This is a genomic window from Nitrosomonas sp. TNE100 (assembly GCF_055387135.1).
In genome coordinates this window covers 1,698,281-1,722,739 of record NZ_AP040997.1, presented here as the reverse complement: position 1 = coordinate 1,722,739, position 24,459 = coordinate 1,698,281, and the positions used below count along the sequence as shown (strand labels likewise).

The window sequence follows — 24,459 nt, the reverse complement described above, 5'->3', positions numbered from 1 at the left end:
CAATCTTGGCAATTACAACAAACTGTCGGGGCAATTTTCTTCTTAATACCAATCAAAAAATTATCCTATGTTTATAAGCGTTCTTGATCTGTTTAAAATCGGTATTGGCCCCTCCAGTTCCCACACGATGGGACCAATGGCGGCAGCAAATGTTTTTCGTGATGATATTGATCAGCTGATTTTACAAACTCCGGATAATCGCAACCATCGTGTTTATTGCGTACTCAAGGGCTCACTCGCATTTACTGGAAGAGGGCACGCAACAGATAGGGCTGTAACTTTGGGATTGCATGGCTATAGCCCTGCATCCCTCGCCGGGCAGGATGTCAATGCGCTGACTGCAAAGCTCTGGGCGACCAATACTGTGCAGCTTGCCAGCGGCAGACACATTGATTTCAATCCGGAGGATGACATTGTCTTTGATAAATCTGATCCGTTACCGCAACATCCTAACGGAATGATTTTTTATCTTCTGGATGAGGAGGGAAAGAAAGTTCTGTCAGAAACATTCTTTTCCATCGGGGGTGGATTTATCTGTACGCTTGCAGAAATTAGCCAGCTGGATGCTCCGCTTAAAATTGAATTTGCTGGCACTTATCCATACCCGTTTGATTCAGCAGACAGTATGCTTGAGATGTCGCGGCAAAGTGGCTTATCCATTGCGGAAATGAAACGCGCCAATGAATTAACCAGGATGTCGGAACAAGATCTTGATCAGGGACTGGACAGTATCTGGCAGGCTATGTGTCATTGTGTTGAACAGGGACTGACGGCAGAAGGCCGCCTCCCAGGTATCCTGGGGATACGCCGGCGTGCAAAAGATCTATTCAAGCAACTGGAAACAAATCCGGAAAAAGGTACGCTGAATGACTGGTTATGCACCTATGCCATGGCGGTGAATGAAGAGAATGCTGCGGGTCACATGGTTGTGACAGCGCCTACCAATGGCGCTGCCGGGGTTATTCCGGCAGTTATTTACTATCTGCTTAAGCATGAAGGTGGGACTCTGCAGCAAGTACGGGATTTTCTACTGACTGCTGCAGCAATTGGTGGGTTGATCAAGCATCGTAGCTCTATTTCCGGGGCGGAAGTAGGCTGTCAGGGAGAAGTGGGTTCGGCAGCAGCAATGGCTGCAGCTGGTCTTTCTGCGGTGCGGGGAGGGACCACTGAGCAAATCGAGAATGCTGCTGAAATTGCATTGGAACACCATTTGGGTATGACTTGCGATCCGGTTGGCGGGCTAGTTCAGGTGCCCTGTATTGAACGTAATGGTTTTGGCGCAATCAAGGCCCATACCGCTGCTGCACTTGCTTGCCGCGGTACGGGCGAGCATTTTATATCACTCGACAACTGCATTAACGCGATGAAGCAGACGGGTCTGGAGATGTCACACAAATACAAGGAAACCTCATTGGGTGGCCTGGCTGTCAGTGTCAGCATTACCGAATGCTGAGAATGGGATTCGAATAATCATTGGAAATGACGTATATAAGGGAGTATTGGATTTATGGATCTCTAAAACACCCAGTTTTCTACCCGTTTTTTGAAATGTCACTAACCACCACCACGCGGACACCTTAAAATTTCAGGCTTCCTCGGTAGTGGTGATTTCCATTATCGCGCGTGTGTATGTCGGTGGTTGAAAATTCCCCTATCGTTACGTTAAGATAGCTTGAATTTTTTCATGATTGCCTGGCACTTTGCCGTCCTGCGCGCTCGTTCTTCTTCCGTCCAATAATCAGGACGCTTTGCAGCCTTACCCAATAGCAAGCGCTCCAGGGTACGCCCTCTGCACTCTGAAGGGCGATGCTCCCTATCCAGTAGTTGCCCCAATTCAGGGCATACATAAAAGCTCAGCCGCCTAAATCCAGCATCATCCATCTTGGCACGGTATTTTTTCAATCATTCGGCATTCTTTGACATTTCATGTCTCCTTCAATAATTAAACCACTGGTTGTGTTTAATCTTTCCTTCTCTCAAGGATGGCGTGCTCCATAAAATACTTTCTGGCTTCAGCGTCCCTCCGACATTGGTCAAGGGTCGTATTGCGCAGTAGCGGGTCATTTTCCCCTATATGATCCAGCCACCAATTAATGAGCTTTTCCCAGTCACTGGCTTCGGTTTTCTCTTCCTTGGCCCAGTCACCATGTTTCTTAATTAAAGCGGATAGGGTCATGATGTCAATCTGCCCGCCCTAAGCATTGTGCAATCACAAAACACCGATTATTTTCTCCGGGTAATGGTTTTGTATGTCCGTAGCGTTTTTAATCGCTATTTTGCGTGCAGCATAGGCTTTAGCTGGCATGGGAGATGTTATCCAGAATCCCGCATCGTTCTTGCTCATTCCCTTGTTATTCATTTCTTGAACAGTCAGACAGCGACGGTTAACCCGTGCTTTCCGGTTCGATGTTTGTCGAATGCTGCTGTGCTGTTGAAATATTCATTGCAGGTAGGGCACTGATTTCTGTCGCCTGTCAGTTCCAATTTAGTCAATTTGCTTCCCCTTGTAATTTTCTGTTTTAGACTTTTGCTAACGCTAATCTTGCTAATTTTGCTAATATTCAAGGTTAAATCACTCCATCTTTAGCAGGATTAGCAGCTTTAGCATTAGCAAAGTCCAAAAGCGCAGGATTGATAAGCAGTGTTATGCGCTTCCCATCCCTTCGCACTTGAACACGGTCAAGCTCCTCAAGTTCACGGATCGCAGCATCAATACTTTCCTTTTTCCGAAGCGGCCCATATTGCAGTGCTACGGATTTTCCTACTGTGTGCGTGCACTTATTCTCGCAATGCTCAATCAGCCAGTTATCCAACCGTACCGCGTCCGCCAGTTCAACAGGTAGCGCAAGTTCCCCAAAGAATCTCTTAGCCTCGCTAAGGTGCCATACTGCTATATTGCCTGCCCGTCCAAAATTATCCTGACTGATAGGGCTGTTCATACCATGTTCGAGCATCTGAAACAGCGCTGCCAGTCGTACCGCGTTGTCGGCAGATTTGCTCGCGACGTCGCGTACGTCGTGAAGCTCTCCGCCTCTTGCTAATTCGCTTTCAATAGCATTGTGATATTCCACCCATGCCGCTTTTGCGTCCGGTGACATGTCCAGCATGGTCGAAGTAAGTGCGCCATCTTCATCAATGGGGGCGGGTTTGTTCAGGATTGCAGCAATACGCCTATGGAATGCGCCAAGGTGCGGCCAGTTGGTAGGTGCTTCGGTAAATGCTCGCAAGCCTTGGGTTGATTCCGGCCAAGCCACAAGGAACCGGGCAAGAAAGCCCGTACCACGCGCCAGCGCTCCCGATTTATTGAAAAACTCCCGCAGAGTGGGTTCCTGTACCTGCAAAACTACAGTCAGCCGTGCACCTTGTACCGTGAATGATTCACTGGTGCGCCGGTCTATGGCCAGGCTAGCGCCGTCCCATAACTGGTTAAGCATCGCTAGATTGCGCATAACACTATCCTTGCCCATGCCATGCGAACCAAACACAATGCCCGCTTCAGCCGATACTACGCCGCTGGAAGGCCAACGCTTCGCCAATCCATTCGCCAGTGCTTCGGGGGTGGCGTCCGCGTATATTAGAGCATTTTTTATTTAAATATATGCATGCAATAGACTATTCTCTATTACAACTGATGGGGAAGGTTATGCATGCCTATTCACAAGATCTTCGGGATCGCATTCTGGGTGCGTTGGATCGTGGCGAAGGTCCAACGGCAATTGCCCGGCGCTTTGAGGTGAGTCGCATGTGGGTGTACAGGTACGCAAGTGATGGAAAGAAGGCCAGCGCCATAGTTTGCCGATGGGAGGTTATCGGCGATCCCGCATTGCGCACAAGGAAGCGCAGATTCGGCAATGGATAGAAGCCACGCCGGATCTAACGCTTGTCGAGCTCAGTGAACGGTTGGCTGCAGAAGGCATTCAGATCAAGGTGCCGGCGCTATGGCATCAACTGAACAAATGGGGGTTGAGTTTTAAAAAAAACCCTGCGCGCCAGCGAGCAATCGCGCACAGACGTACGTCAGGCACGAACTGAGTGGGCCCGCGAGCAGCAGCATTGGGATTGCCGTCACCTGGTCTTCCTGGATGAGACGGCAACGACCACCAACATGACGCGACAGCGGGGTCGCGCGCCGCGCGGCCAGCGCTGTGTGGCTTCGGTGCCCCACGGCCACTGGAAGAGCACCACCTTCATTGCGGGACTGCATCACGATGCGATCACCGCTCCGTTAGTGCTCGACGGCCCAATGAACGGGGCCGCGTTTCTCGCCTATATTCATCAAACCTGCCTGTGCCCCACGCTGCAGCCAGGTGACATTGTGGTGGCCGACAACCTGTCTTGTCACAAGGTTCCAGGCGTCCGCGCAGCCATTGAAGCGGCAGGTGCCACGCTGCTCTACTTACCGCCGTATTCGCCTGATCTGAATCCAATCGAGAAAATGTTCTCCAAACTCAAAGCCCTATTACGCAAAGCCGCCAAACGAGCCATGGATGCCTTATGGGCACAGATCGGCAAAGTGTTGGATCTGTTCACTCCGGAGGAGTGTGCCAACTACTTCGCTTCATGTAGATATGTAAACAAGTAAGCCAAAAATGCTCTAGAGAGCAGAAAACAATATTGCCTTATTTATATACTTTATATGCTATGATTACCCATAGTTTGCTAAAGTATTGTTAGTGTATTGTTTCTGCCGTTGGGCAGATCAAAGCAACCAAGTGTATAACTCGCTGATTGCTTCATTCAGCCTGCCCGGTTGGTGATTGGCGTCACTACCGGGCAATCCCTTGTATCTAGTGGTCAATAGTACCATATGTTGTGCTTTGTACAAATACTACCCAGATCCTCTATTGGCTGGAATCTTTTTGTCATATTCCTTTCATCTCAATATATTCCCCCCACCATTGCATCATTTTCCTGCGCTGTTCAAGGTACAGGGCGTGATTGTAAGCCGCTGAAACTTCATCACGCTCTGCATGTGCCAGTTGTAGTTCTATCCATTTGTGGTCGAAATTTTTCTCATGTAAGACAGTTGATGCCAGTCCACGGAAGCCGTGCCCCGTCATACGCCCCTTGTAACCTATGCGGTATAGCGCATAAATAATGGTATTGTTGCTCATGGTCTTGCCATTACGTCGCTCGCTGGGGAACAACAGAACCGGGTCACTGTTCAATGCCTTGATTTCGCGCAAGACAGTTATTGCCTGGTCGCTCAAGGGGACGATATACTGACTACGCATTTTCATGCGCTCTGGCGGGATACGCCATTCGGCATTATCAAAGCTAATCTCTTCCCACCGTCCGCCGATCAGTTCACTTGTCCGAATGAATGTTAGCGTCATTAACTGCAAAGCCAGTCGTGTAAGTGGTTGCCCGTCGTACTGATTAATCTTCTGGAGTAAATCCGGCAGCTCTGATTCAGGTATCCGCTTGTGATTAACTTTTTTCCGTTTCTTTAGAATGTCAGCTGGTTTTATGTCTGCTGCCGGGTTTCGTTCTGATAACCCGTGCTGCACCGCATAGCACATAACCTGCCCGCACATGGTTAAAACACGTTTTGCAATATCCAGCGCGCCACGGCTTTGCACCTTGTACACAAGCTCAATAAAGTGCATGGCTGTGAGTGTATTAACTGGTTTTGCACCAATGAACGGGAATATATCGGCTTCCATTCTTCTCAAGGTATAGGCTACATGGCGCTCTGTCTTGGCATGCTTCCAATGCATCCACCATGCCCGCGCCACCGCCTCGAAACTGTTTTCAACAGACACGATCGCTTTCCGTTTTTCTTCCTTGCGATGAGTCGATGGATTGATGCCCTGTTTTAGTATCGCCTTGTACCCATCATGAATTGATCGGGCTTTCGCCAGGGTTGTTTCCGGGTATTTCCCAAGGGAAAGCATGGATTCTTTCTCATTGAATAAATACCGGTACCGCCAGTGCTTTGAACCGTCAGGATATATCAGCAGGGTCAATCCGTTGCCGTCTGTCAGCTTGTATTGCTTCTCTTTGGGTTTTGCAGCTCGAATGGCTGAATCAGTTAGTTTCCTTGGTAAAACCGGGTAGAAATGAAATAGGTAAAAAATATATCCGGTTTTCTACCCGTTTTTTGAAATGTTACCCGGTTTTACCAAGGTTGCCAATGAATGACTAGATATGCTGCTAGATTAAGTGTTTGTGCGGGTTTATTTGTTGACGGTGGGTATTGATTGCTATATCTTTGGCGGAGAGGGTGGGATTCGAACCCACGTGCCAGGAAATCCTGACCATCTGATTTCGAGTCAGCGCCGTTATGGCCACTTCGGTACCTCTCCGGAACTCTGTATCTTTTGAGGCAGCTATTTTATCAGTTTTTCGGCTTTTTAATAGGGATGCTGCCGAGTACCTGATATTACATACATATGCTGCGTTCCTGATGAAATATCCGAGTCGGGTGTAAAGCTGGAATATTGTTCTGCATCAGGAAATCCCAATCACGTAGTTTATTCATGACGAAACTCAAGACTCTTTATATTTGCAGTGCCTGTGGTGGTCAGGTATTGAAATGGCAAGGCCAGTGTCCGCATTGTCGTGAATGGAATTCGTTGACTGAAACTGTGCGGGAGAAAAATCTTCAGCATTTCATTCCGGATTCCGCGCAAGGACATGTGCTGAGTCTGAGTGAGGTCGAGGCGGAGGATATGCCTCGTTTTCTGACCGGGCTGTCCGAGTTTGACCGGGTGTTAGGTGGAGGCCTGGTACAGGGTGGGGTTGTTTTATTAGGAGGTGATCCCGGCATAGGTAAGTCGACACTACTGTTGCAGGCGCTATCCCGGATGTCTGCGCATCACCGAGTGCTATACGTCAGTGGTGAAGAGTCCATGCAACAGGTCGCGCTACGGGCAAAGCGTCTGACTCTGGATGCCACCAAAGTTGATTTGTTGACCGAAATTCGACTGGAAGCCATTCAGTCAACGTTGGTTGAGCATCGCCCTCAAGTCGCAATCATCGATTCGATTCAGACGATTTATTCCGAGTCGTTGCAATCGGCCCCAGGTTCGGTTGCCCAAGTACGGGAATGTGCCGCTCGCTTGACGCGATTCGCCAAAACCAGTGGTACTTGTGTTGTGCTGGTAGGACATGTGACCAAAGAGGGGGCGCTGGCTGGGCCGCGTGTTCTGGAGCATATGGTTGATACAGTACTTTATTTTGAAGGAGATACACACTCCGCTTTTCGTTTAATTCGAGCTTTCAAGAATCGTTTTGGGGCAGTGAACGAACTGGGTGTCTTTGCCATGACCGAGAAGGGATTGCGGGAAGTGAATAATCCTTCTGCCTTGTTTCTTTCGCATCATGGTGTGCGTGTGCCGGGTATTTGTGTGATGGTGACACAGGAGGGAACGCGCCCTTTGCTGGTGGAGATTCAGGCTCTGGTGGATGAGGCGCATGGATCAACCCCGCGTCGATTGAGTGTCGGGCTGGAACAGAATCGTCTGGCAATGTTGCTGGCAGTGCTGCATCGCCATGCCGGTATTCCTTGTTTTGATCAGGATATTTTTATCAATGCGGTGGGTGGAGTCAAAATTACTGAACCAGGCGCTGATCTGGCCGTGATGCTGGCGATTGTTTCATCTCTGAAAAACCGGATCTTGCCGGAGAAAACTGTTGTGTTTGGAGAAGTTGGTCTAGCGGGGGAAGTACGGCCGGTACAACGCGGGCAGGAGCGAATTAAAGAAGCAGCCAAACTGGGATTTACTCAGGCTGTTATTCCCAAGGCAAATCAGTCTAAACAAGTTATCAAAGGAATTGAAATTGTTACTGTAGAGCGAATCGAAGAAGCGATTCGTGCGCTTTTCTGATCAGGCAGAGCCCTGGTGTTGTTGGCACAGCTTGATCAGCAAAAGGAGGCTGCTGATACTCTGTCATCGCTCGACTCATAAACCTCAACGGGCACTACGCCACGTACCAATAGCAGCGGACAGGTTGTATTTCCAATAATTTGGCGTGTAACACTGCCATGGATTATGCGTTCAACACCTGAACGCCCGTGTGTACTCATCACGACCAGATCAGAGTCTTCCATGTGCATGGTACGGATAATGGCTTCAATCGGATCACCCGATGCAACCTGGTAATGAGAAAATACATTCGCCAGTTGTAACTGCAGCTGTATTCGCTCCAGATAACTGATCGCCTGGTGAGCGACAGATTGTTCCCCGGCAGATACTTGCTCATCTGGTTGCTCGTATCCAGGATGATTTGGCCTGACAACACGGATCAGAGAGATGGTTGCTCCCGTATTCTGTGCAAATTGACGGGCGATGGGAATGGCTGCTTCTGCCAGAGGCGTGCCATCAAGAGGTAGGAGAATAGTACGAGGTACAGAACTGGATTTTACCGCTATGGCAGCAGGTGCCAAAAACACGGGTGGGCGTGCGCTGCACACGACTTCGTCCGCCACGCTACCCAACAATGCCCGTCCCAGTCCGGTTCTTCCATGTGTTGACATGGCAATCAGATCGACAAAGGTTTCCTCTGCCAAGCGTAGTATGCTCTCGGCCGGCATTCCCGACAAAAGTCGATCCATTACGCTGAAGCCAATCTGATTGAGTTTTTGTGTAATGTCGTATAACTGTTTGCGTGCCTTGTCCTCTTTCGATACAACAGTCTGCTTTGATGTTGGCAAGCCGGGCGTATCTTCAACTTCATCCAGAGAGCGGGAAGTGGATGACAATGCTGTCATCAGCAGTAGCTCGGTCTGATCCGGCGTAATGAAACGCAGCAGATGAGGGATAACCTGTTCTGCCAGTTCAGAACCATCCAGTGGGATAAGTGTTCGTCTGATCATCATATATGCTCCCTGTTTACAGGCACCGGGTCAGTATAGATTCACTTGCACCTTATTTCTAGATAGGTATGGGATTATCTACGAGATCCGAAACGATGCGCTAACATCAAAGCCAGCGATAACATTTACCGCTTTTTCCCCACAGCAGCTCAATCTGTTGATGGTAAGCGGCAAGAGGCCCGCTGGTCCAAAATTCCTCGCTTCCTGCATGATCTCCGCCGGCAAGCAATCCCCCAGAAGAAAGCCTGCGAGCGACTTCTTTCGCTACAGCTGCGTCAGTTTTGATGATTGAAATATTTTCCCCGGCTACCTTGGAGATCAATTCAGACAAATGATTGTAATGTGTACACCCGAGCACGATGGTGTCGGCTCCTTTATCAAGCAGTGGAGAGATATACTGCTTCAGTAAGGCAATGGTCTGATCGCTGTTAAAATTGAGTGCCTCTATTTTGGTTACCAGATCAGGACAAGGCTGAATTTCGATTCTCACGTTTCTTGCAAAACGTTCTGCCAGCGCTGTGAATGAATTTGTTTGAAGTGTTCTGGGAGTTGCCAATACGCCAATTACCCCCGTGTGTGTGGAAAGTGCGGCAGGCTTGATCCCCGGCTCGACGCCGACAATTGGAATTGGGTAACAGGCTCTGAGCCTGGAAATAGCTGCTGTCGTTGCCGTATTACATGCTACGACAACAGCCTTGGCTTTGCGGGCCAGTAGAAATTCTGTGACTGCGCCCATTCGTTGGAATATGTAATTGTCTGATTTCTCTCCGTAGGGAGCATGCAGCGAATCTGCAACGTATACCATGTCTTCACTTGGCAGTAACTCTCTAATTTTTCGGGCAACTGACAACCCTCCTATTCCAGAATCAAAAATGCCGACAGGGCCGAAAGAAGCTATATATTTATTATCCATACAAAATCTGATCAGAACCGAAAAAGCCTCATAATTTCTCCTGATTAGCAATGAACGTCAACAAAGCTCGTCTGATGGATCTATGTGGCATATAGTAATCATGATTCATCCGGAAAGTGCGTGCTTTGCGATGAAAAATATTGAAGAAAGTGGATTTAAGCTAAACACCAGTAATAACCCGCGTCAGGGATCAAGGAAAACGATGGCGAATATCATAATTTCAGCAAAACCAGCGCGTATTACAATGAAGCAGATAGGGTTTATCGTATATGCCGAAGACTTTCTGAATGCTTGTAAGAGTTTTAAAATAGACAAGCCGTTTTCACCTGTAAAATACTACTTGGTTTGTCGCTCGGTAGAGTTGTCGTTAAAGTCGTATTTGCTATTTAAAAGCGTGTCAATTAAAAAAGTTAAATGTAAATTTAGTCATGATCTTCAAAAAATTCTGAAAAAATCAATAGAGCTTGGAATAAATAGGCGCAGTTGAAGGTATTACCGATGAAGAGCAGGCAGAAATTGAGAAAGCAAATAATTGGTATAACCGTAAAGGTTTTGAGTATTTTGACATCTAAAATACACTAGAAAGTAAAGATACATTGCCAAATTTGAGTGTCGTGTTTAATTTAGCAGATCGCCTTGTAAATAGTTGAAAACCAATTATCGAGCGGCAGTAGTATGGCCAGATTTTTCGAACTACCGTTGTTCAGGTGTCTGAATCATTACAGGTGCCTGGACTTCCCTGGCACCTGCTTCTCGAATGCCAAGCTTGCCACGCACAGTCATATCACTGATGAACTCGAACTGGTCACGCATATCGAAGGGATAGGCTTTGAGCTTGTAGTGCGAGCCCCACGGTACCTCTGCAAGTATGACCAATACAGGTTTCGTATAGTCCAGGAAGGCACTGGTCAATGCAATATCATGTAGCACAGTGCGTATGGCGGCTGCATTATGGTCGGCATCAAGATAAAAATCAGCTACATACATCAAGGTTTGTTGCCCATCGTTGGAATTGTTGATGTTGTTATTCCAGATTCTATCGTGCGCGATGGTAATAACGATGTTATCGTCAGGTGTGCGCAGCGTGATGGCTCATAAACCAACCTGTTGAACCTCGCCGTAATCATCCTCAATTTTCACCCAGTCACCGGGACGATAGGTACGCTCTAATATAGTAACCACACCCGCAATCAAACTGCTGGTCAGGTCTTTAAACGCAAAACCTATTGCAATACTGATGGCACCTGCAATAACCAGAAAATTCTGCAATGTGATATTGAAGATGATAGGAATTATCATTGACACTGCGGCAGCGAGCAAGCACAAGCGAGTAAAGGGTATGGCGGCAAGAAAGTACAGCCTTAACCTACTGGGCCCGTGTTTTGCCAGGATAGAAAGTAGCTTGTGGGAGAGAAAAGTCAACAACCACACAGAAACAACGATGACCAGAATTTGGGTAAGCTGATATCACCAATATCATTGACTAACTGGGATGCTTTAACATTTTTCATGCTTGAATCAGGCATATTTAGCTCGCTGAATTCTTGAAATTGGTCAAAAGCGCGCCATCGTCATGCCAGAGTTGGCCAGCGATGTCCAGATAACCGGGTCTGCTGTTGCCAGACAACGTATTTCATCGCCATGACATTCAACGAAGCCGGAGCGAATCAGGGCGACAATCAGGCTGGATTCTCCTGTGGCGGGGGGCAATACCGCTGAGAGCATCTGTTCGGGCAACGAGCCATGAATCAGCAAGGCTTGCGATAACAAACAGGCCGCGTGTTCATGCCCGCGAGGCAACCTTGGTGGCTGATTTCTGATTGTCCAGAAAACTATTCCTTTGTCGCCGGAGGCCTGCTGCTTTTCCGGTTCCTCGGTATTATCTGATTGATCATCACGTTCTGCTTCTGTCCGCAAGCTTCGACACCAAAGTTGCCAGGCTATCCAGGGTATGCCCCCACTATCATTAGCAAGCTGTTGCATGAATTTATCGGAAATTGTGCCATCTTCTTCACAGCGTAGTATTTCTTTGCCATTGTTATGATCACAGAAAGTAGCAGGTTGCTGGAGCTCTTCGGACATCAATTCGAGCAGCCACTTGCCAAGAATCTCAGCATTCATGGGTGCCAGCGAATCTGGCACGGGCAATACCAAATCGGCGTTAACGGCTTTTTTCAAATATACCCAGCACCAACTGTTACAAGATACGAGGCAGTGCCGTGAAGTATCCTGCAAAGCAGCCAACAGGGTGCGAATATATCTTAAGCCGCGATGGTGACGAATAAACCAGTCTTCAAGCTTTGGGATGACCAGCGGACCAGAGCCCGCAGGTATCGTAACTTTTACCAAATCTCCGGATAGCAATTCAGAACGATCTGGGGCAGCAAGCACATCCAGGCGATTACCTTCAGCCCAGCTTGTTACTCGGTTGGAATGATCACATGGTGGGAACACCAGCAATCGCAAGCGGTCGTTAGCGGAAGTACTGTTCATCCATTCCAGGTAAGCCTTGTCCAGTACCTGGAAAACGAAGTCACATTCAGGCTCAGTAGTAAACACGTGAATGTTCTCGATACTATCTTTTGAAAGCTGATCTTCTGTAACGGCTACTTCTGAATCTCGGTCTATTAGTTTTTTTAGAAGCGACTGGTACCAATCATCCAGACGGTTAACAACCGGTCCAGCTGGTCGAGCATAATTGTCGAGCGGTATGAGTTCAGGAAAATGCAGGTTGATTATCCCTTGCGCCCTGAAAAAATCAGGCAGCCCAGCCAGTGATAACAGCAAAGCGAGAGTGTAGAAGAATAAACCATCTATTACACGGTTTACACGAGCTCTGAATGTACTGAAAGCTGGTTAGGTTGTTAAACATGGCAATAATCGATCGAGAAATGACTGCATTCTGGTTCAGGCGGCTAAAAAAATCAAAGAACTTGGCCGTGTTTTGGCGCTTCAGTCGAAAGACGCTCAGAGATAAAGAGCAGCCTTGCGTGCGATTGAGCGAAATCCGATGGTGTAGGGCCGATAATTGCAGTGGCGCCAACGCCGTACCTGCTGCCTTTAACGTAAATTAAGATGGTTTAGATGCTGTCATTTTCACAATGGTCTTGTTGAGTTGAGTATTGCTAGGGTCTATTCCTGTTTAATCTCAATATTGATTTAAAGAAGCAAGCTCGTATCTTCGTAGCTCTCACCAGCAATACGCGCTTGCAATGTCCCGATTACTGCTCAATGCTGAGCTCTGGTCGAATCTGCTGCCCATTTTGCTTCACAATAACCTCTACAACAAGCAAGATTTGCGTATGACTGTCGAAGGCATATTGTACCGCATGCGTACCGGATGTTCCTGGAGAGATTTATCCAAGGCCTTCGGGAGCTAGCTGGAGCAAGGTTTATAAACGATTCACCGCCTGATCTGCCAGCGGAAAATGGCTCAAGGTATTTCAGGCTCTGGTGGTTGAGCTGGACATGGAGTGGGTTTTCATCAATGGTGACGATATCAAGGCTCACCAGTGTGGGCGCGGCTCAATCCATTGTTGCAGACATAGGCTATGACAGTCAGGCCATACGTGATTCAATCAAACAGCAAGGTGCCAAGGCAGTCATTCCAGGGAAGCGGAACTCCAAAACAAGTAATGTAGATCTGGACTGAGGGCTGTACTGATTCCGATACCTGGTAAAAAATGTTTTCGCACGGTTGAGACAGTTCCGGGCGGTGGCCTCGCGCTTTGGTAAACTCAAAAAACTACGAAAGCCTCGTGGCTATGGCTTGTGCCTTTCTGTGGTTACCAATGTGAAATGGGAGCAGGCCCTAGGTGTTTAGTCCCACGGTGTGCTGGAATGGGTCAAAGATAAAACGATCTGGCTCATTTTTCCAGATTTTGCAGATGTATTCATAGGGTGTTAGGCCTTTGAGAGCTTTTAGTCTTTTGGCGAAGTTATAAGCCATCACAAAGCGATGGAGATGGGCCTTCAACTGATCGTGTGAGTCGTAATAATACCGTTTTACAGTCGCATCCTTGATGGTTCGATTCATGCGTTCAACCTGACCATTGGTCCAGGGATGGTTGGGTTTGGTGAGACGGTGCTCGATGCCGTTGATCTGACAACACCTATCGAACATATGCGTTACATACTGAGCCGTTGGCCCATTCCGATAACGCGCCGGGAACGTAAACTGGATACCGTTATCAGTCAGGATTGTATGGATCTTGTAGGGAACAGTCTCGATCACGGCCTTCAAGAAGGCGGTTGCCGTGTTGCGGTTGGCTTTGTTCTGGAGTTGAACAAAAACGAACTTTGATGTCCGGTCAATGGCTACAAAAAGATAGAGTTTACCTTCCTTCGTACGAACTTCGGCAATATCAATATGGAAGTAGCCAATTGGATAGGCATTAAACTTTTTCTTTGGCTTGTCACCATCAACCTCCGGCAACCGACTGATGCCATGCCGTTGAAAGCAGCGATGCAGGCTTGAGCGGGTTAAATGCGGAATGCTTGGTTGCAAGGCATATAGACAATCATCCAGCGGTAGAAGCGTATGTTTGCGAAACGCCACAACAGCGGCTTCTTCTTCCAGACTTAAAACAGTCGAGTGCGACTCTTTGGGGCCCATCGGTGCATCGTGGGTGAATTCCCGCTTCCGCCACTTCGCTACCGTTTTTGGATTAATCCCATGCCGCTTGGCCAGAACATTCAGACTCTCTTGACTATTTTGTATCGCTCGACGTACCGCCGCTGTCGTGCGGGCGCTTCCGTGTAATATCTGTCCCATAAATCATCCCTCCGTAGCTGGTTATATGTTACACCAGCACACCGTGGGACTAAACACCTAGGGAACAAGGTAAGTGGTAGTAGTTTTTGCTGTCAGCGTGTTGTGTCAGTAATAGCTAATGCTTGAATATGATAATAGAAATAGTTATCATTTATATGATTATTATCATATAAATTATAAAAATAAAAAGGAGTTAACTAAGGATGGATGATCGGGAAATTCTGCTTCAGGCACCAAACCCCAATTATCTTGCTGCGTGTCGCCGGACTTTGCGACAGCTTCTTGAATCCATGCTGTTCGAAAACATTCTTGAGTATTCGGAGAGGTTGCTTTCGATAGGTTGTTCCGAGTACGCCATTAAAGCGATAGATGCCAATGGAAAATCTGTCAGTTATTTAACCAAGGGAGTGAGGACTGTCAGTTACGGCAGAATCAGGTTACAAGATCCAGTCATCAGAATATCAGAACAATCGAGGGGTGAGGCGCTATCGATTGCCTTATTCCTTGGAGAGATCGCACCAGAAATTGATGGGGAAGAGAATAAATACAGCTTTTTTATCTCTGAATTGAACAATACAGTTGCAAAAAATGCAGAAGCATTAAGATTTAATTCAAATCTGAAGATTGCGGATTTGAATACATCAGATTCTGTTTTTGATGCTTATGAAACGGCGGTATTCAATGGGCATCTATATCACCCTTGCTACAAATCCAGAATGGGATTCAATCTGGAGGAGAATCAGGAGTACACCAATGATTTTGGTAGTCTGATTAATTTGACATGGCTGGCGATCCGTAGAGATCGGGCAAAAATCTATACACTTGATGGATTGAACATTGACAAGTTGATTGCAGATGAATTGCAGCAAACATATCTGGATGAATTTGCCCGAATCATCATCAATGCTGGCAAGCGAGTAGAAGATTATATTTATCTACCAGTACATCCGTGGCAATGGAAGGAAAAGATTGTATTTGAATATGTAGATGATATTGCCAATGGAGATGTAATATTCCTGGGAAGTCATATAGATAAGTACAGTCCACAACAATCCCTAAGATCTCTCTCCAATCAGACCAGGAAGAGTGCCCATACAGTCAAGATTGCATTATCAATCATTAATACATCTGCTGATCGTCTGCTTTCCCCGCATAACGTTGCCAATAGCGCAATAATTTCCCAATGGCTTGCTTCCATACTGCAAAGCGATCTCTATCTGAAGGATGAATTGAGGTTCAATTTTATCAAAGAGGTGGCTGGTATTTATGATGACAAATCTCATCTGCCTGAAATAGTAGAAAGAAGAAAATTCGGGTTAATCGGTACGATATGGCGGGAAAGCATCCATACGTATCTCCAGCCGGAAGAATTTGCCATACCTGCTACGGCACTGTGTTTTCTGGATTCTCAGAACAAGTCCGTATCGGATGACTGGATTGCTGCATATGGATTGCAGGCATGGACAGAAAAGTTGCTCGATGTTTTGCTCAAGCCATTCATACATTTACTGTATGCACACGGTATAGGGTTTGAGGCGCATGCGCAAAATACTATTCTGTTCTTCCGGGATGGATTGCCTGTCAGGGTGGCAGTTAGGGATCTGCCGGGGGGAATCAGGTTTGCGCGTGATTATCTTCAGAAGCCGGCATCCTGCCCCATGTTGCTGGATGCCCCGAAATATCGGTTGACTCCCGGTGAAAGATCCGTACTGGATGCTACTCCGCAGGAGTTGGTTTGGTATCTGCATGATGCGATATTTTTTGTCCATCTGGCTGAAATTGCCCGTTTCCTGCATATGCATCAAGGGCTTGATGAATCCGAGTTCTGGAGAATGGCCTCTCGTGTCATTGAAGATTACCAGGACAAATTCCCTGAGTTGGATAAGCGATACAACGCGCTGGATTTATTTCAGACTCAAATCAGATTGAGCCAGTTTTCCAGAAGGAAAATATTTGCTGATACTAGCGAAAATACTTATCAGCATGTGATGAATCCCCTGAAACGTAGCTTCTGATTCCGGCCTGACAATTGATTTGTCATGAAAGCAAGGAATACTTATGCGACGTAACGGGTATTTCCTAAAACTGGTGACTGCAGGCCATTTCTCGGCCATGTTTGCTGCATTCAGCATTCCGCCATTCTTATCCACGATTCTGACAGGGAGTTTCCCGGATGGCCTGTCATATCTGGGAATATGCTATGCAGCGCCAGTGCTTGCAGCATTCCTTGGTTACCCGTTGCGTATGGTGCTGACTACAAGAATCGGGGAAAGGAAAGCCCTTATTGCGAGTCATATCGCATTAGCAGTCATCATGTCAGGAATGTCAGTGGCTGATAGTCCTGCCATGTTTTTGTGCGGACTGATTCTGCAAGGTTTCGTGGCACCGACATTTGCTACTTCCAGCAGCTATTTGGCGTGTCGACTCAATCAAGATGAGCTTGTGACGGGAATCAGAGCATTGCAACTAATTACCAGGGTTGCCGCAGTGCTTGGGCCTTCACTACTGGGAGGTGTCATTCTTTATTTCGGCAGGCCATTACAGGTTTATCTGCTCTTGGCCCTTTTGCTGCTGATTACTGCTTTTCTGCTGACATTATTACTACCGAGCGAATCAGAAAATTCTCAAAAGAAAGCAGCAGGAAAGGATCTGATGCGAAGTGGAAATGGATATCAGCTATGGAAGCCATATATTGCACAGGTGCTGATTTTATTTTCAGCATCACTTTATGCACCCCATTTCATTACGTATTTGCAGACAGAAGTGAAGGTCATACCAGATTCACTTTTGGGGACTGTGTTCTCAATACCTAGTATTACGTATTTATGCAGCGTTCCTTTATTGCAGCCTATCAGGAAACTGAGAAATGTGACTCTGTTATGCACTGGATTCATGCTGGTGATGCTCGGACTGATAGGGCAATGGCAATGCCAGCAATGGATGATGGTGATTATTTGCCAAGCTGGCATCGGGATGGGCACTTTTATCTCTTTTACAGGAATCAATCTATATCTGGTCAGTGTGACGCAAATCCTGGGTGCTACCAAAACATTCTTTCGTTTCGAGTTGACTGGCCGGTGCGCCATGGCAGCAGGGGCGATTACAGGTGATTTTCTGGTAGGTATTGCAGGTATCAAAGCACCATTTCTGGTATCGAGCGCTTTGATGATCTGTGCCTTAGTATTTTTCTTCTCAATCTGTTCACGATCTGAGACTCAACAATCATTTTAAGGAGGCTTTATGGCAGTGCCTGCATATAAATTACCGCAAGTATCCGCTTCTTATGTCATCGCAGGGCAGCGTTGTGCAGAAACACTATTGAATTGCTATTGCAGGGAAGTTGGAATGCCAGAGAAGGCAACCCGAATATGTAATCTTAGAGATATTGGCAGTTGGCCGGTTTCAATCAGGCTGGCTCTGGCGGGTAAGCAGGTGCTGGAAATATCCATGTCGAGAATAAAGGCTCGAATCATTGTGGCGGTCGAAAGATATTCTGATACGGCTAATTTTATATATCTTTCTTCGATATATTCCAAGAAAACGGGGGAATCATGGATGCACCAAGATTGGAAAGGTCTGGCGCACCTGATTATTCATGATCTGGCGATCAAGCATAATGAAAGTTTTAATGAAGAATTGCTGGATCAGATTGAAGATAGCGTCAGTGTTACTGCCGAGATTCTTGAAGATGATCGAAGAGATACATTGCCAGAGAATCCTCTGGAAGCATATCTCTGTTCTGAGCAATCCTTGATCTACGGTCATCCTTTCCATCCTGCACCAAAAAGCAGACAAGGCTTCAGCCAAAATGATCTCAGGAAATATTCTCCCGAGTTCGGTCAGGGATTTCCTTTGCATTATTTTGCTGTCCATGAAAATTTTGTTTATCAGAAAACGACCATAGAATCTGATTGTGCGGAAATCATTGCTCAAATGGCACCTTCCGAAATCAGGCCAAATCTTCCTTATATTCTGGTTCCTTGTCACCCATGGCAAGCCAAATGGTTATTGGACAATCCTCTTGTCCGGTCGGCGATCAGTCAAGGGAAGTTGAAAAATATTGGCTCAGCCGGAAAACATTTTTATCCTACATCATCAATACGTACTCTGTATCAACCGGAAAACCCCTATTTCTACAAATTCTCATTACACGTCAGATTGACCAACTGCATTCGCAAGAATGCAGTTTATGAGCTGGAGAGTGCGTTACAGATCAATAAAATCATGGCAGGGGTCATGGAGTCCATTTCTGAAAAATTCCCAGGCGTATCTATTTTGGCAGAACCCGCATTCTTGTCTGTCGACTTGAAAGAGCCAGATGAGAATACGAGTAGGGAGGTTACAGAGGGGTTCGGGGTGATATTGCGTAAGAACTTCGATAAGCGACATCTGGATAACGGAGTTACGCCCTTATTGGCAGGGGCGCTGTTTGGGAATCATACACTTGGATGCGCTTATTTACGCAACATCATTTCCGCCCTGAGCGAGGCTGAGGGGCAGAATTCGGAAAGTACTCGTATCCAGTGGTTTTCTGCTTATGTACAGAAAGTCATGTATCCGATCCTCGAATGCTATTTTACGCATGGCATAGTTTTTGAGCCGCATTTGCAGAATGTAGTGATCGGACTTTCTGATAACAGACCCACTCATGTCTATCTGAGGGATTTTGAAGGTGTCAAGCTGATTCTGGAATCATACCCGGAGGATAAGCTTTCCGGAGTCAGTGCGCGAACCCACGAAAGTCTTTGGTATTCCTCTGAACAAGGCTGGAATCGGATTTGTTATTGCCTATTCGTCAATAATTTTTGTGAGGCAATCCATCAGATCAGTCTGGGTGATGTGCATCTGGAACGCTTGCTGTGGCAAGAGGTAAAGCATCATTTGAAGCATTATCAATCCCGTTACGGAACAGCGCTTTCAGAAGGGAGAATTGACGGGTTGATCAATGGCCATGCATTCCCGAGCAAGGCGAATCTGAGCAACCGATTCAGGATGCAGGCTGACAAATTGGCCGGATATATGCCTCTGATTAACCCGATGAGGAGGTTGTCATAATGTTTGATGCTGAAAAACTCATATCGGTCATCCATGATTTGGCTCATCCGGATAAATCGTTATGCGCCTATTTGTATGATCTTGGGGCGCTTGCATCTCATGCGAGAAATATCAAGAGTAGCTTACCGGACAGAGTGAATTTCTTTTATGCGATCAAGGCTAATTCTGACCTGCCTATATTATCTGCGTTGGCAGAACATGTAGATGGTTTTGAAGCCTCTTCTGGGGGGGAGATTCAATGGGTGCGGCAGAATTTTCCAGATGTGCCTTTGATATTCAGCGGGCCTGGGAAGCTAGATACAGAACTCGAATTGGCCATCTTGAACAATGTGACTGTGCATATCGAGAGTCGGTTTGAATTAGAAAGATTGTTGCACATTGCAAGACACTATCAACAGCCAGCGGAAATCTTGTTGCGGGTGAATCCTCATTTTGAAGATTTACGAGCAACTTCTCTCATGATGGGGGGGAAACCGACTCAATTTGGCATCAGTGTGGAGCATTTGTCAGATTGCCTGAAAATGGTGAGGGATAACAGTGATTGTCTGTATTTCCAGGGGTTCCATTTTCACTTACTTTCACATCAATTAGATGCCGCTCAACATTTACGCCTGTTATCTGCCTATATCGAACAGGCAGTGAAATGGAAAGAGGAATTCAATCTTGTTATAGATCACATTAATGTAGGAGGTGGGATTGGTGTCAATTACAAAGACATCGATCAGCAGTTTGACTGGTGTCATTTTTCGCATGGCTTGAACAATCTGCTGATTGGAGCCGCTAAAAACATTCCAAAAATCCGGTTTGAGATGGGTCGGTATGTTTCTGCTTTCTGCGGCGTATATGTAGCAGAAGTGATCGACATCAAAACATCGGGGAATGGAACATATGTCGTAGTGAAAGGAGGTACGCATCATTTTCGTACACCTTATGCCCAAAATCATAGCCATCCATTCAAAGTTATTCCTGTCTCGACCTGGAAGAAACCATATTCCAGACCTGGTTTGAGGCATGGGAAGGTCAATATTGTGGGGCAATTGTGTACCCCTAAGGATTTATTGGCTTTTGATGAAATGGTGGGTGAAATTCGAGTGGGAGATATTGTTCTGTTTTCGCATGCAGGAGCATATGCCTGGCATATATCCCACCATGATTTTCTGCGTCATGCTCATCCCCAGCATATCTATTTGCCAGCTTAGGCTGGCGTACCCCCCATTTATTTCATTATTTTTCAACACTATCAAAAATTATAATATGTCGAACAATAAAATGTATGGAGTCAGCGTCATGGTCGGTGCCTTGCTAGGTACTATGCCGATGGAGGGATTGGCTATAGAGGATGAGAGTGAAAAGGCAGGAGCAGTGACGGAGTTGCCCGTGATCGAGGTGCAGGGAAGTACCAGGAGGGGACCAGATGAATTGCCTAGTATGTATACGGGAGGACAGCAGGCACGAGGGGCGCGCGTAGGATTACTGGGTAACAAAGATTTGATGGAAACCCCCTTCAGCATAACGAGTTATACGGCACAAACGATCAAAGATCAGCAAGCACGAACAGTGGCGGATGTGATGTTGAATGATGCTTCTGTCAGATCCGTCAATCCGTCTTCCGGGCGCTTTGAGCAATTCAGTATCCGTGGCTTTACGGTGCTCAATAGTGAGGTGGCATTTGGTGGATTGTATGGCATTGTGCCGACTTATTCCATACCGGTGGAAGCGACAGAGCGTGTGGAAATCATTAAAGGACCGAATGCTTTACTAAATGGTATGGCGCCAAGCGGTGGGGTTGGCGGAACAATCAATGTCGTGCCTAAGCGAGCAGTTGACAGGCCAGTAATCCAGCTTACCGGTTCTTATCTCTCCGATAGTCAATTTGGCGGTCATGTGGATATTGGGCGGCGTTTTGGCAAGGACAATCGTCTAGGTATCCGGCTTAACAGTGTTTATCAGAATGGTGATACCCCATTCAGACATCAATCCATACGGCGTAACATCCATACTCTGGCACTGGATTTCCGTGGAGAAGCGTTACGTTTGTTCGCAGATGTTGCCTATCAGGATCGCCGTGTAGAGGCCCCATTGGAGCGGGTTGGGGTGGTTAGTGGAGTGAAGCCTCCGTCAGCTAGACGTGTTGATTCTGGTATGACGCCATCGTGGACTGATGCGAATGTTCAAGATATTTATGGCGTATTTAGAGTGGAATACGATATCTCTCCGGTTTTCAATGCCTATGCAGCCATTGGTGCGAGGCGGGGAGACTACGATTTTATGCGGGCTACAGTGAGCGTAAAGAATGCCGGTGGGGATTTCATGACGCAACCCTTCCAGTATTTGTATAAGGAAAATGCGCTGTCGGCAGAAGCTGGCCTGCATGCCATGTTTGAAACTGGTGCTATCATGCATGCGATCAATTTGGGTATGAGTGATTTCCGATTGGAATATGGGAATGCGCGGCAGAGTTTTGACAGTATCCAATCCAATATTTTTAATCCAGTTGAACATCCTGAGCCAGTTACGGGCGGCTTGTCTCATCATTTACCAATTGTGAATAAAACGCATCTGTCGAGTATTGCGCTGACCGATACCCTATCCATACTGGATGAACAGATACAGTTGACTTTGGGAGCCCGCATACAGCAGGTGGAGGTGAATGGCTATAGTCCAGTCACCGGTGCCAGGACAAAACATTATAATAAAGATGCTGTAACACCTGCGGTGGGGCTGCTGGTCAAACCGTGGAAGAAAGTCTCGCTGTATGCCAACTACATCGAGGCGCTTACCCAAGGACCAACGCCTGCCGCCGGGGCTGTCAATATCAATGATATTTTTCCACCGTCCAGAACCAAGCAGGTGGAAGCAGGTATCAAGATGGATTTCGGCAAGCTGATGACGACGGTCAGCCTGTTCAAAATCAGGCAGCCCAGCGGATTCACCAATCCCGCAACCCTTATTTTTGCTGTGGATGGTAAGCAACAGAATCAAGGGGTGGAAATGAATGTGTTTGGTGAGCCATTTTCCGGTGTCCGTATCCAGGGAGGGGTAATGTATCTTGATGGTGAATTGACCAAGACAGCAGGGGGTCTCAATGATGGAAACACTGCGCCAGGCGTACCCAAGGTAGCTGCTAATCTGGGTGGTGAATGGGATATCAGAGTTATTCCCGGGTTGACACTGACAGCGCGCTCCATCTACACGAGTGCGCAATATCTGGATGCTGCGAATACCCAGAAAATTCCCTCATGGGTGCGGTTTGATCTGGGCGCGAGATATGCGATAAGGCATATTGCAACTCCTGTGACGATCCGTGCCAATATTCTGAATGCATTCGATAAACAATACTGGTCATCTGCAGCAGCCAGTGGTTTGACATTGGGAGATAGGCGCACGTTGATGTTGTCGGCAACGGTGGATTTCTGACTGCCATGACATCTACTATTCGTTCAGGTGTGCGATCCAGATCATTTTGGGTAAGGTTACATCGTTATGTCGGGCTGGTCATTGCCGTTTTTCTAATTGTGCTGGGATTGACTGGCAGTGTGATTGCTTTTGAGCGCGAACTAGATGCCTGGTTAAACCCAGAGTTGTTTCATGTGCCAGAGCGTGCTGTGCCAGTGTTGTCGCTGGATACACTGGCCAGACATGCGCAGCAGTTTGATCCTGAGGCTGAGATTATCACGATACGGATCAAGCGTGACCATGGAGAAAGTATTAGGGTTGACCTGAAAACGGAGCAGGGCACGATGCGGGAGCTATTTTTGAATCCGTTTAGTGGTGAGGCACTGGGGGCGAGGGTACGCGGCGCGTTTATCATGGATCGGGCACATATTATTCCCATGGTATATAGGTTGCATACTAATCTTTACCTGCCGGGGCGCTGGGGTGTTTGGTTGCTAGGCGGCATTGCCCTTATCTGGATGGTGGATTGTCTCGTTGGTTTTTATCTGACACTCCCTCCGCCATTGAGATCAAAGGAAAAGAACAATTCTTGCAGAAACTGGTTGTCGCGCTGGAAACCATCGTGGAGCATCAAGAGACAGGCTGGTCAGGTCAGATTCAATTTTGATCTGCACCGAGCAAGTGGCCTGTGGTTGTGGCCTGTGCTCTTCATGATGGCAATGAGCGGCACGTATTTCAACCTGAATGCGGAGGTATTCAGGCCAATTGTAGGATTGTTCGGGGATTTGACACCTGATCCACGTAAAACGCTGCCCGGGACGTTGCAATCAGGTGTTGATCCAGTATTGGGTTTTTCAGATGCGGTATTGGTGGCGCATCAGTGGTTGCCGGCTGGAAATGATAATCTGGAATTGTCGTTTGTGAGGTATATGCCTGCCCTGAATGTATATCGCGTGGCTTTTGATCAGAAGGGGAGGGGAAGCGAAGTGTTTGCGATCAAAACGGAGCAGGTGTTCATTGACGGTAACGCCGGTACATTGACAGGGCGCCGAGGGTATGATAGTGGTACCAGGGCGGATCGTTTTCTTGCTTGGCAATTCCCAATACATAGTGGACAGATATTAGGTATATATGGACGTGTACTGATATGCATCACGGGAATATTGACCGCAATGCTAACCATGACGGGTGTCGTTATCTGGCGCAAGAAATGCAAGAGCAGGAGGATCAAGTAAATGCTATACAAACCGGGTTTTTCTGTCTGCATCCTCGGTAATATGGTTGGCAAGTTTAGCCAGAGTTTTAGTCGGGCTAATACCGATACAGGTGGACAGGCCCGTCCATTGTAGGATTTTAGCGCGAGTTTCACGCGCCCTGCGAGTCACATCAGGGTCCCCTGCAACCCGATAAAGCACTCTTCTGGGGCTTGCCATCCGTTAGAATAGCTGTATTCTCTTTCTTATCTCCTTGAGACGAATAACAGAAAGAAGTTGGGGGAAA

Annotated in this window: 21 protein-coding genes, 1 tRNA gene and 2 pseudogenes; 11 read left to right on the top strand and 13 right to left on the bottom strand. The window is 47.1% G+C overall.

Translation table 11 applies throughout. From position 1 onward, the window contains the following. The first annotated feature begins 67 nt into the window (after positions 1–67). Entirely contained in the window at positions 68–1,453 is a 1,386-nt protein-coding gene (locus ACZ5EJ_RS08130; RefSeq protein WP_074456506.1) for an L-serine ammonia-lyase, read from the top strand. A gap of 209 nt (positions 1,454–1,662) precedes the next feature. Here the strand turns inward: ACZ5EJ_RS08130 and ACZ5EJ_RS08125 are convergent, their stop codons facing one another. The 4 genes from ACZ5EJ_RS08125 to ACZ5EJ_RS08110 form a co-directional block, all read right to left on the bottom strand. Continuing rightward, positions 1,663–1,902: a hypothetical protein gene (locus ACZ5EJ_RS08125; RefSeq protein WP_011634195.1), complete on the bottom strand. Its 240-nt coding sequence runs from the start codon at positions 1,900–1,902 to the stop codon at positions 1,663–1,665. A 58-nt stretch (positions 1,903–1,960) separates the two neighbouring features. Next, on the bottom strand, positions 1,961–2,176 hold the full coding sequence (locus ACZ5EJ_RS08120) for a hypothetical protein (protein WP_041353470.1): 216 nt from the start codon (positions 2,174–2,176) through the stop codon (positions 1,961–1,963). Between the two features lie 33 nt (positions 2,177–2,209). Then, positions 2,210–2,359 carry a hypothetical protein gene (locus tag ACZ5EJ_RS08115; protein WP_464556892.1) on the bottom strand — a complete coding sequence of 50 codons (150 nt, stop codon included), beginning with the start codon at positions 2,357–2,359 and terminating at the stop codon, positions 2,210–2,212. A 208-nt stretch (positions 2,360–2,567) separates the two neighbouring features. After that, positions 2,568–3,575: a DUF3987 domain-containing protein gene (locus tag ACZ5EJ_RS08110; protein WP_464557731.1), complete on the bottom strand. Its 1,008-nt coding sequence runs from the start codon at positions 3,573–3,575 to the stop codon at positions 2,568–2,570. A gap of 68 nt (positions 3,576–3,643) precedes the next feature. Here ACZ5EJ_RS08110 and ACZ5EJ_RS08105 point away from each other — a divergent pair. Then, a pseudogene (locus tag ACZ5EJ_RS08105) lies at positions 3,644–4,582 on the top strand (IS630 family transposase). A 280-nt stretch (positions 4,583–4,862) separates the two neighbouring features. On the opposite strand, the gene ACZ5EJ_RS08100 reads toward ACZ5EJ_RS08105, so the two are convergent. Further along, on the bottom strand, positions 4,863–6,080 hold the full coding sequence (locus ACZ5EJ_RS08100; protein WP_464557730.1) for a tyrosine-type recombinase/integrase: 1,218 nt from the start codon (positions 6,078–6,080) through the stop codon (positions 4,863–4,865). A 135-nt stretch (positions 6,081–6,215) separates the two neighbouring features. Continuing rightward, positions 6,216–6,308, bottom strand: a tRNA-Ser gene (locus ACZ5EJ_RS08095). A gap of 174 nt (positions 6,309–6,482) precedes the next feature. On the opposite strand from ACZ5EJ_RS08095, the gene radA reads away from it, so the two are divergent. Continuing rightward, positions 6,483–7,832: a DNA repair protein RadA gene (gene radA / locus ACZ5EJ_RS08090; protein WP_074456493.1), complete on the top strand. Its 1,350-nt coding sequence runs from the start codon at positions 6,483–6,485 to the stop codon at positions 7,830–7,832. Between the two features lie 35 nt (positions 7,833–7,867). Here radA and ACZ5EJ_RS08085 read toward each other — a convergent pair whose 3' ends face one another. Next, complete coding sequence (locus tag ACZ5EJ_RS08085; protein ID WP_011634793.1) at positions 7,868–8,824, bottom strand: universal stress protein; 957 nt, start codon at positions 8,822–8,824, stop codon at positions 7,868–7,870. Between the two features lie 103 nt (positions 8,825–8,927). Further along, a complete protein-coding gene (murI, locus tag ACZ5EJ_RS08080; RefSeq protein WP_011634792.1) occupies positions 8,928–9,734 on the bottom strand; it encodes a glutamate racemase in 807 nt (268 codons plus the stop codon). A 100-nt stretch (positions 9,735–9,834) separates the two neighbouring features. On the opposite strand from murI, the gene ACZ5EJ_RS08075 reads away from it, so the two are divergent. Beyond that, positions 9,835–10,221 (top strand): hypothetical protein, encoded by a 387-nt coding sequence (locus tag ACZ5EJ_RS08075; protein WP_146208372.1) that lies wholly within the window; start codon positions 9,835–9,837, stop codon positions 10,219–10,221. 206 nt (positions 10,222–10,427) lie between these two features. Here ACZ5EJ_RS08075 and ACZ5EJ_RS08070 read toward each other — a convergent pair whose 3' ends face one another. The 3 genes from ACZ5EJ_RS08070 to ACZ5EJ_RS08060 form a co-directional block, all read right to left on the bottom strand. Further along, complete coding sequence (locus tag ACZ5EJ_RS08070) at positions 10,428–10,721, bottom strand: hypothetical protein (RefSeq protein WP_049753118.1); 294 nt, start codon at positions 10,719–10,721, stop codon at positions 10,428–10,430. 105 nt (positions 10,722–10,826) lie between these two features. Beyond that, positions 10,827–11,033 (bottom strand): mechanosensitive ion channel domain-containing protein, encoded by a 207-nt coding sequence (locus ACZ5EJ_RS08065; RefSeq protein WP_049753117.1) that lies wholly within the window; start codon positions 11,031–11,033, stop codon positions 10,827–10,829. 255 nt (positions 11,034–11,288) lie between these two features. Next, positions 11,289–12,521, bottom strand: coding sequence for a hypothetical protein (locus ACZ5EJ_RS08060; protein ID WP_011634790.1), 1,233 nt, complete (start codon positions 12,519–12,521; stop codon positions 11,289–11,291). A gap of 425 nt (positions 12,522–12,946) precedes the next feature. On the opposite strand from ACZ5EJ_RS08060, the pseudogene ACZ5EJ_RS08055 reads away from it, so the two are divergent. Further along, positions 12,947–13,531: pseudogene (locus ACZ5EJ_RS08055) on the top strand (transposase). A gap of 14 nt (positions 13,532–13,545) precedes the next feature. On the opposite strand, the gene ACZ5EJ_RS08050 reads toward ACZ5EJ_RS08055, so the two are convergent. Next, positions 13,546–14,508 carry an IS481 family transposase gene (locus tag ACZ5EJ_RS08050; RefSeq protein WP_049753080.1) on the bottom strand — a complete coding sequence of 321 codons (963 nt, stop codon included), beginning with the start codon at positions 14,506–14,508 and terminating at the stop codon, positions 13,546–13,548. Between the two features lie 203 nt (positions 14,509–14,711). On the opposite strand from ACZ5EJ_RS08050, the gene ACZ5EJ_RS08045 reads away from it, so the two are divergent. The 6 genes from ACZ5EJ_RS08045 to ACZ5EJ_RS08020 are packed head-to-tail and all read left to right on the top strand — an operon-like array spanning position 14,712 to position 24,194. Then, positions 14,712–16,523, top strand: a complete 1,812-nt coding sequence (locus ACZ5EJ_RS08045; protein WP_464556890.1) for an IucA/IucC family protein — start codon at positions 14,712–14,714, stop codon at positions 16,521–16,523. Positions 16,524–16,566: 43 nt separating this feature from the next. After that, positions 16,567–17,739: an MFS transporter gene (locus ACZ5EJ_RS08040; RefSeq protein WP_464556889.1), complete on the top strand. Its 1,173-nt coding sequence runs from the start codon at positions 16,567–16,569 to the stop codon at positions 17,737–17,739. Positions 17,740–17,748: 9 nt separating this feature from the next. Then, positions 17,749–19,563: an IucA/IucC family protein gene (locus ACZ5EJ_RS08035; RefSeq protein ID WP_464556887.1), complete on the top strand. Its 1,815-nt coding sequence runs from the start codon at positions 17,749–17,751 to the stop codon at positions 19,561–19,563. After that, positions 19,563–20,762: a type III PLP-dependent enzyme gene (locus ACZ5EJ_RS08030; protein ID WP_464556886.1), complete on the top strand. Its 1,200-nt coding sequence runs from the start codon at positions 19,563–19,565 to the stop codon at positions 20,760–20,762. Before ACZ5EJ_RS08035 ends, ACZ5EJ_RS08030 begins: the two co-directional genes overlap by 1 nt. Positions 20,763–20,817: 55 nt before the next feature. Beyond that, positions 20,818–22,980 carry a TonB-dependent receptor gene (locus tag ACZ5EJ_RS08025; RefSeq protein ID WP_160803616.1) on the top strand — a complete coding sequence of 721 codons (2,163 nt, stop codon included), beginning with the start codon at positions 20,818–20,820 and terminating at the stop codon, positions 22,978–22,980. Between the two features lie 5 nt (positions 22,981–22,985). Further along, positions 22,986–24,194: a PepSY-associated TM helix domain-containing protein gene (locus ACZ5EJ_RS08020; protein ID WP_464556884.1), complete on the top strand. Its 1,209-nt coding sequence runs from the start codon at positions 22,986–22,988 to the stop codon at positions 24,192–24,194. Between the two features lie 3 nt (positions 24,195–24,197). On the opposite strand, the gene ACZ5EJ_RS08015 is transcribed toward ACZ5EJ_RS08020, so the two are convergent. Further along, positions 24,198–24,392, bottom strand: a complete 195-nt coding sequence (locus ACZ5EJ_RS08015) for a Y-family DNA polymerase (RefSeq protein ID WP_464556883.1) — start codon at positions 24,390–24,392, stop codon at positions 24,198–24,200. Between the last annotated feature and the right edge of the window lie 67 nt (positions 24,393–24,459).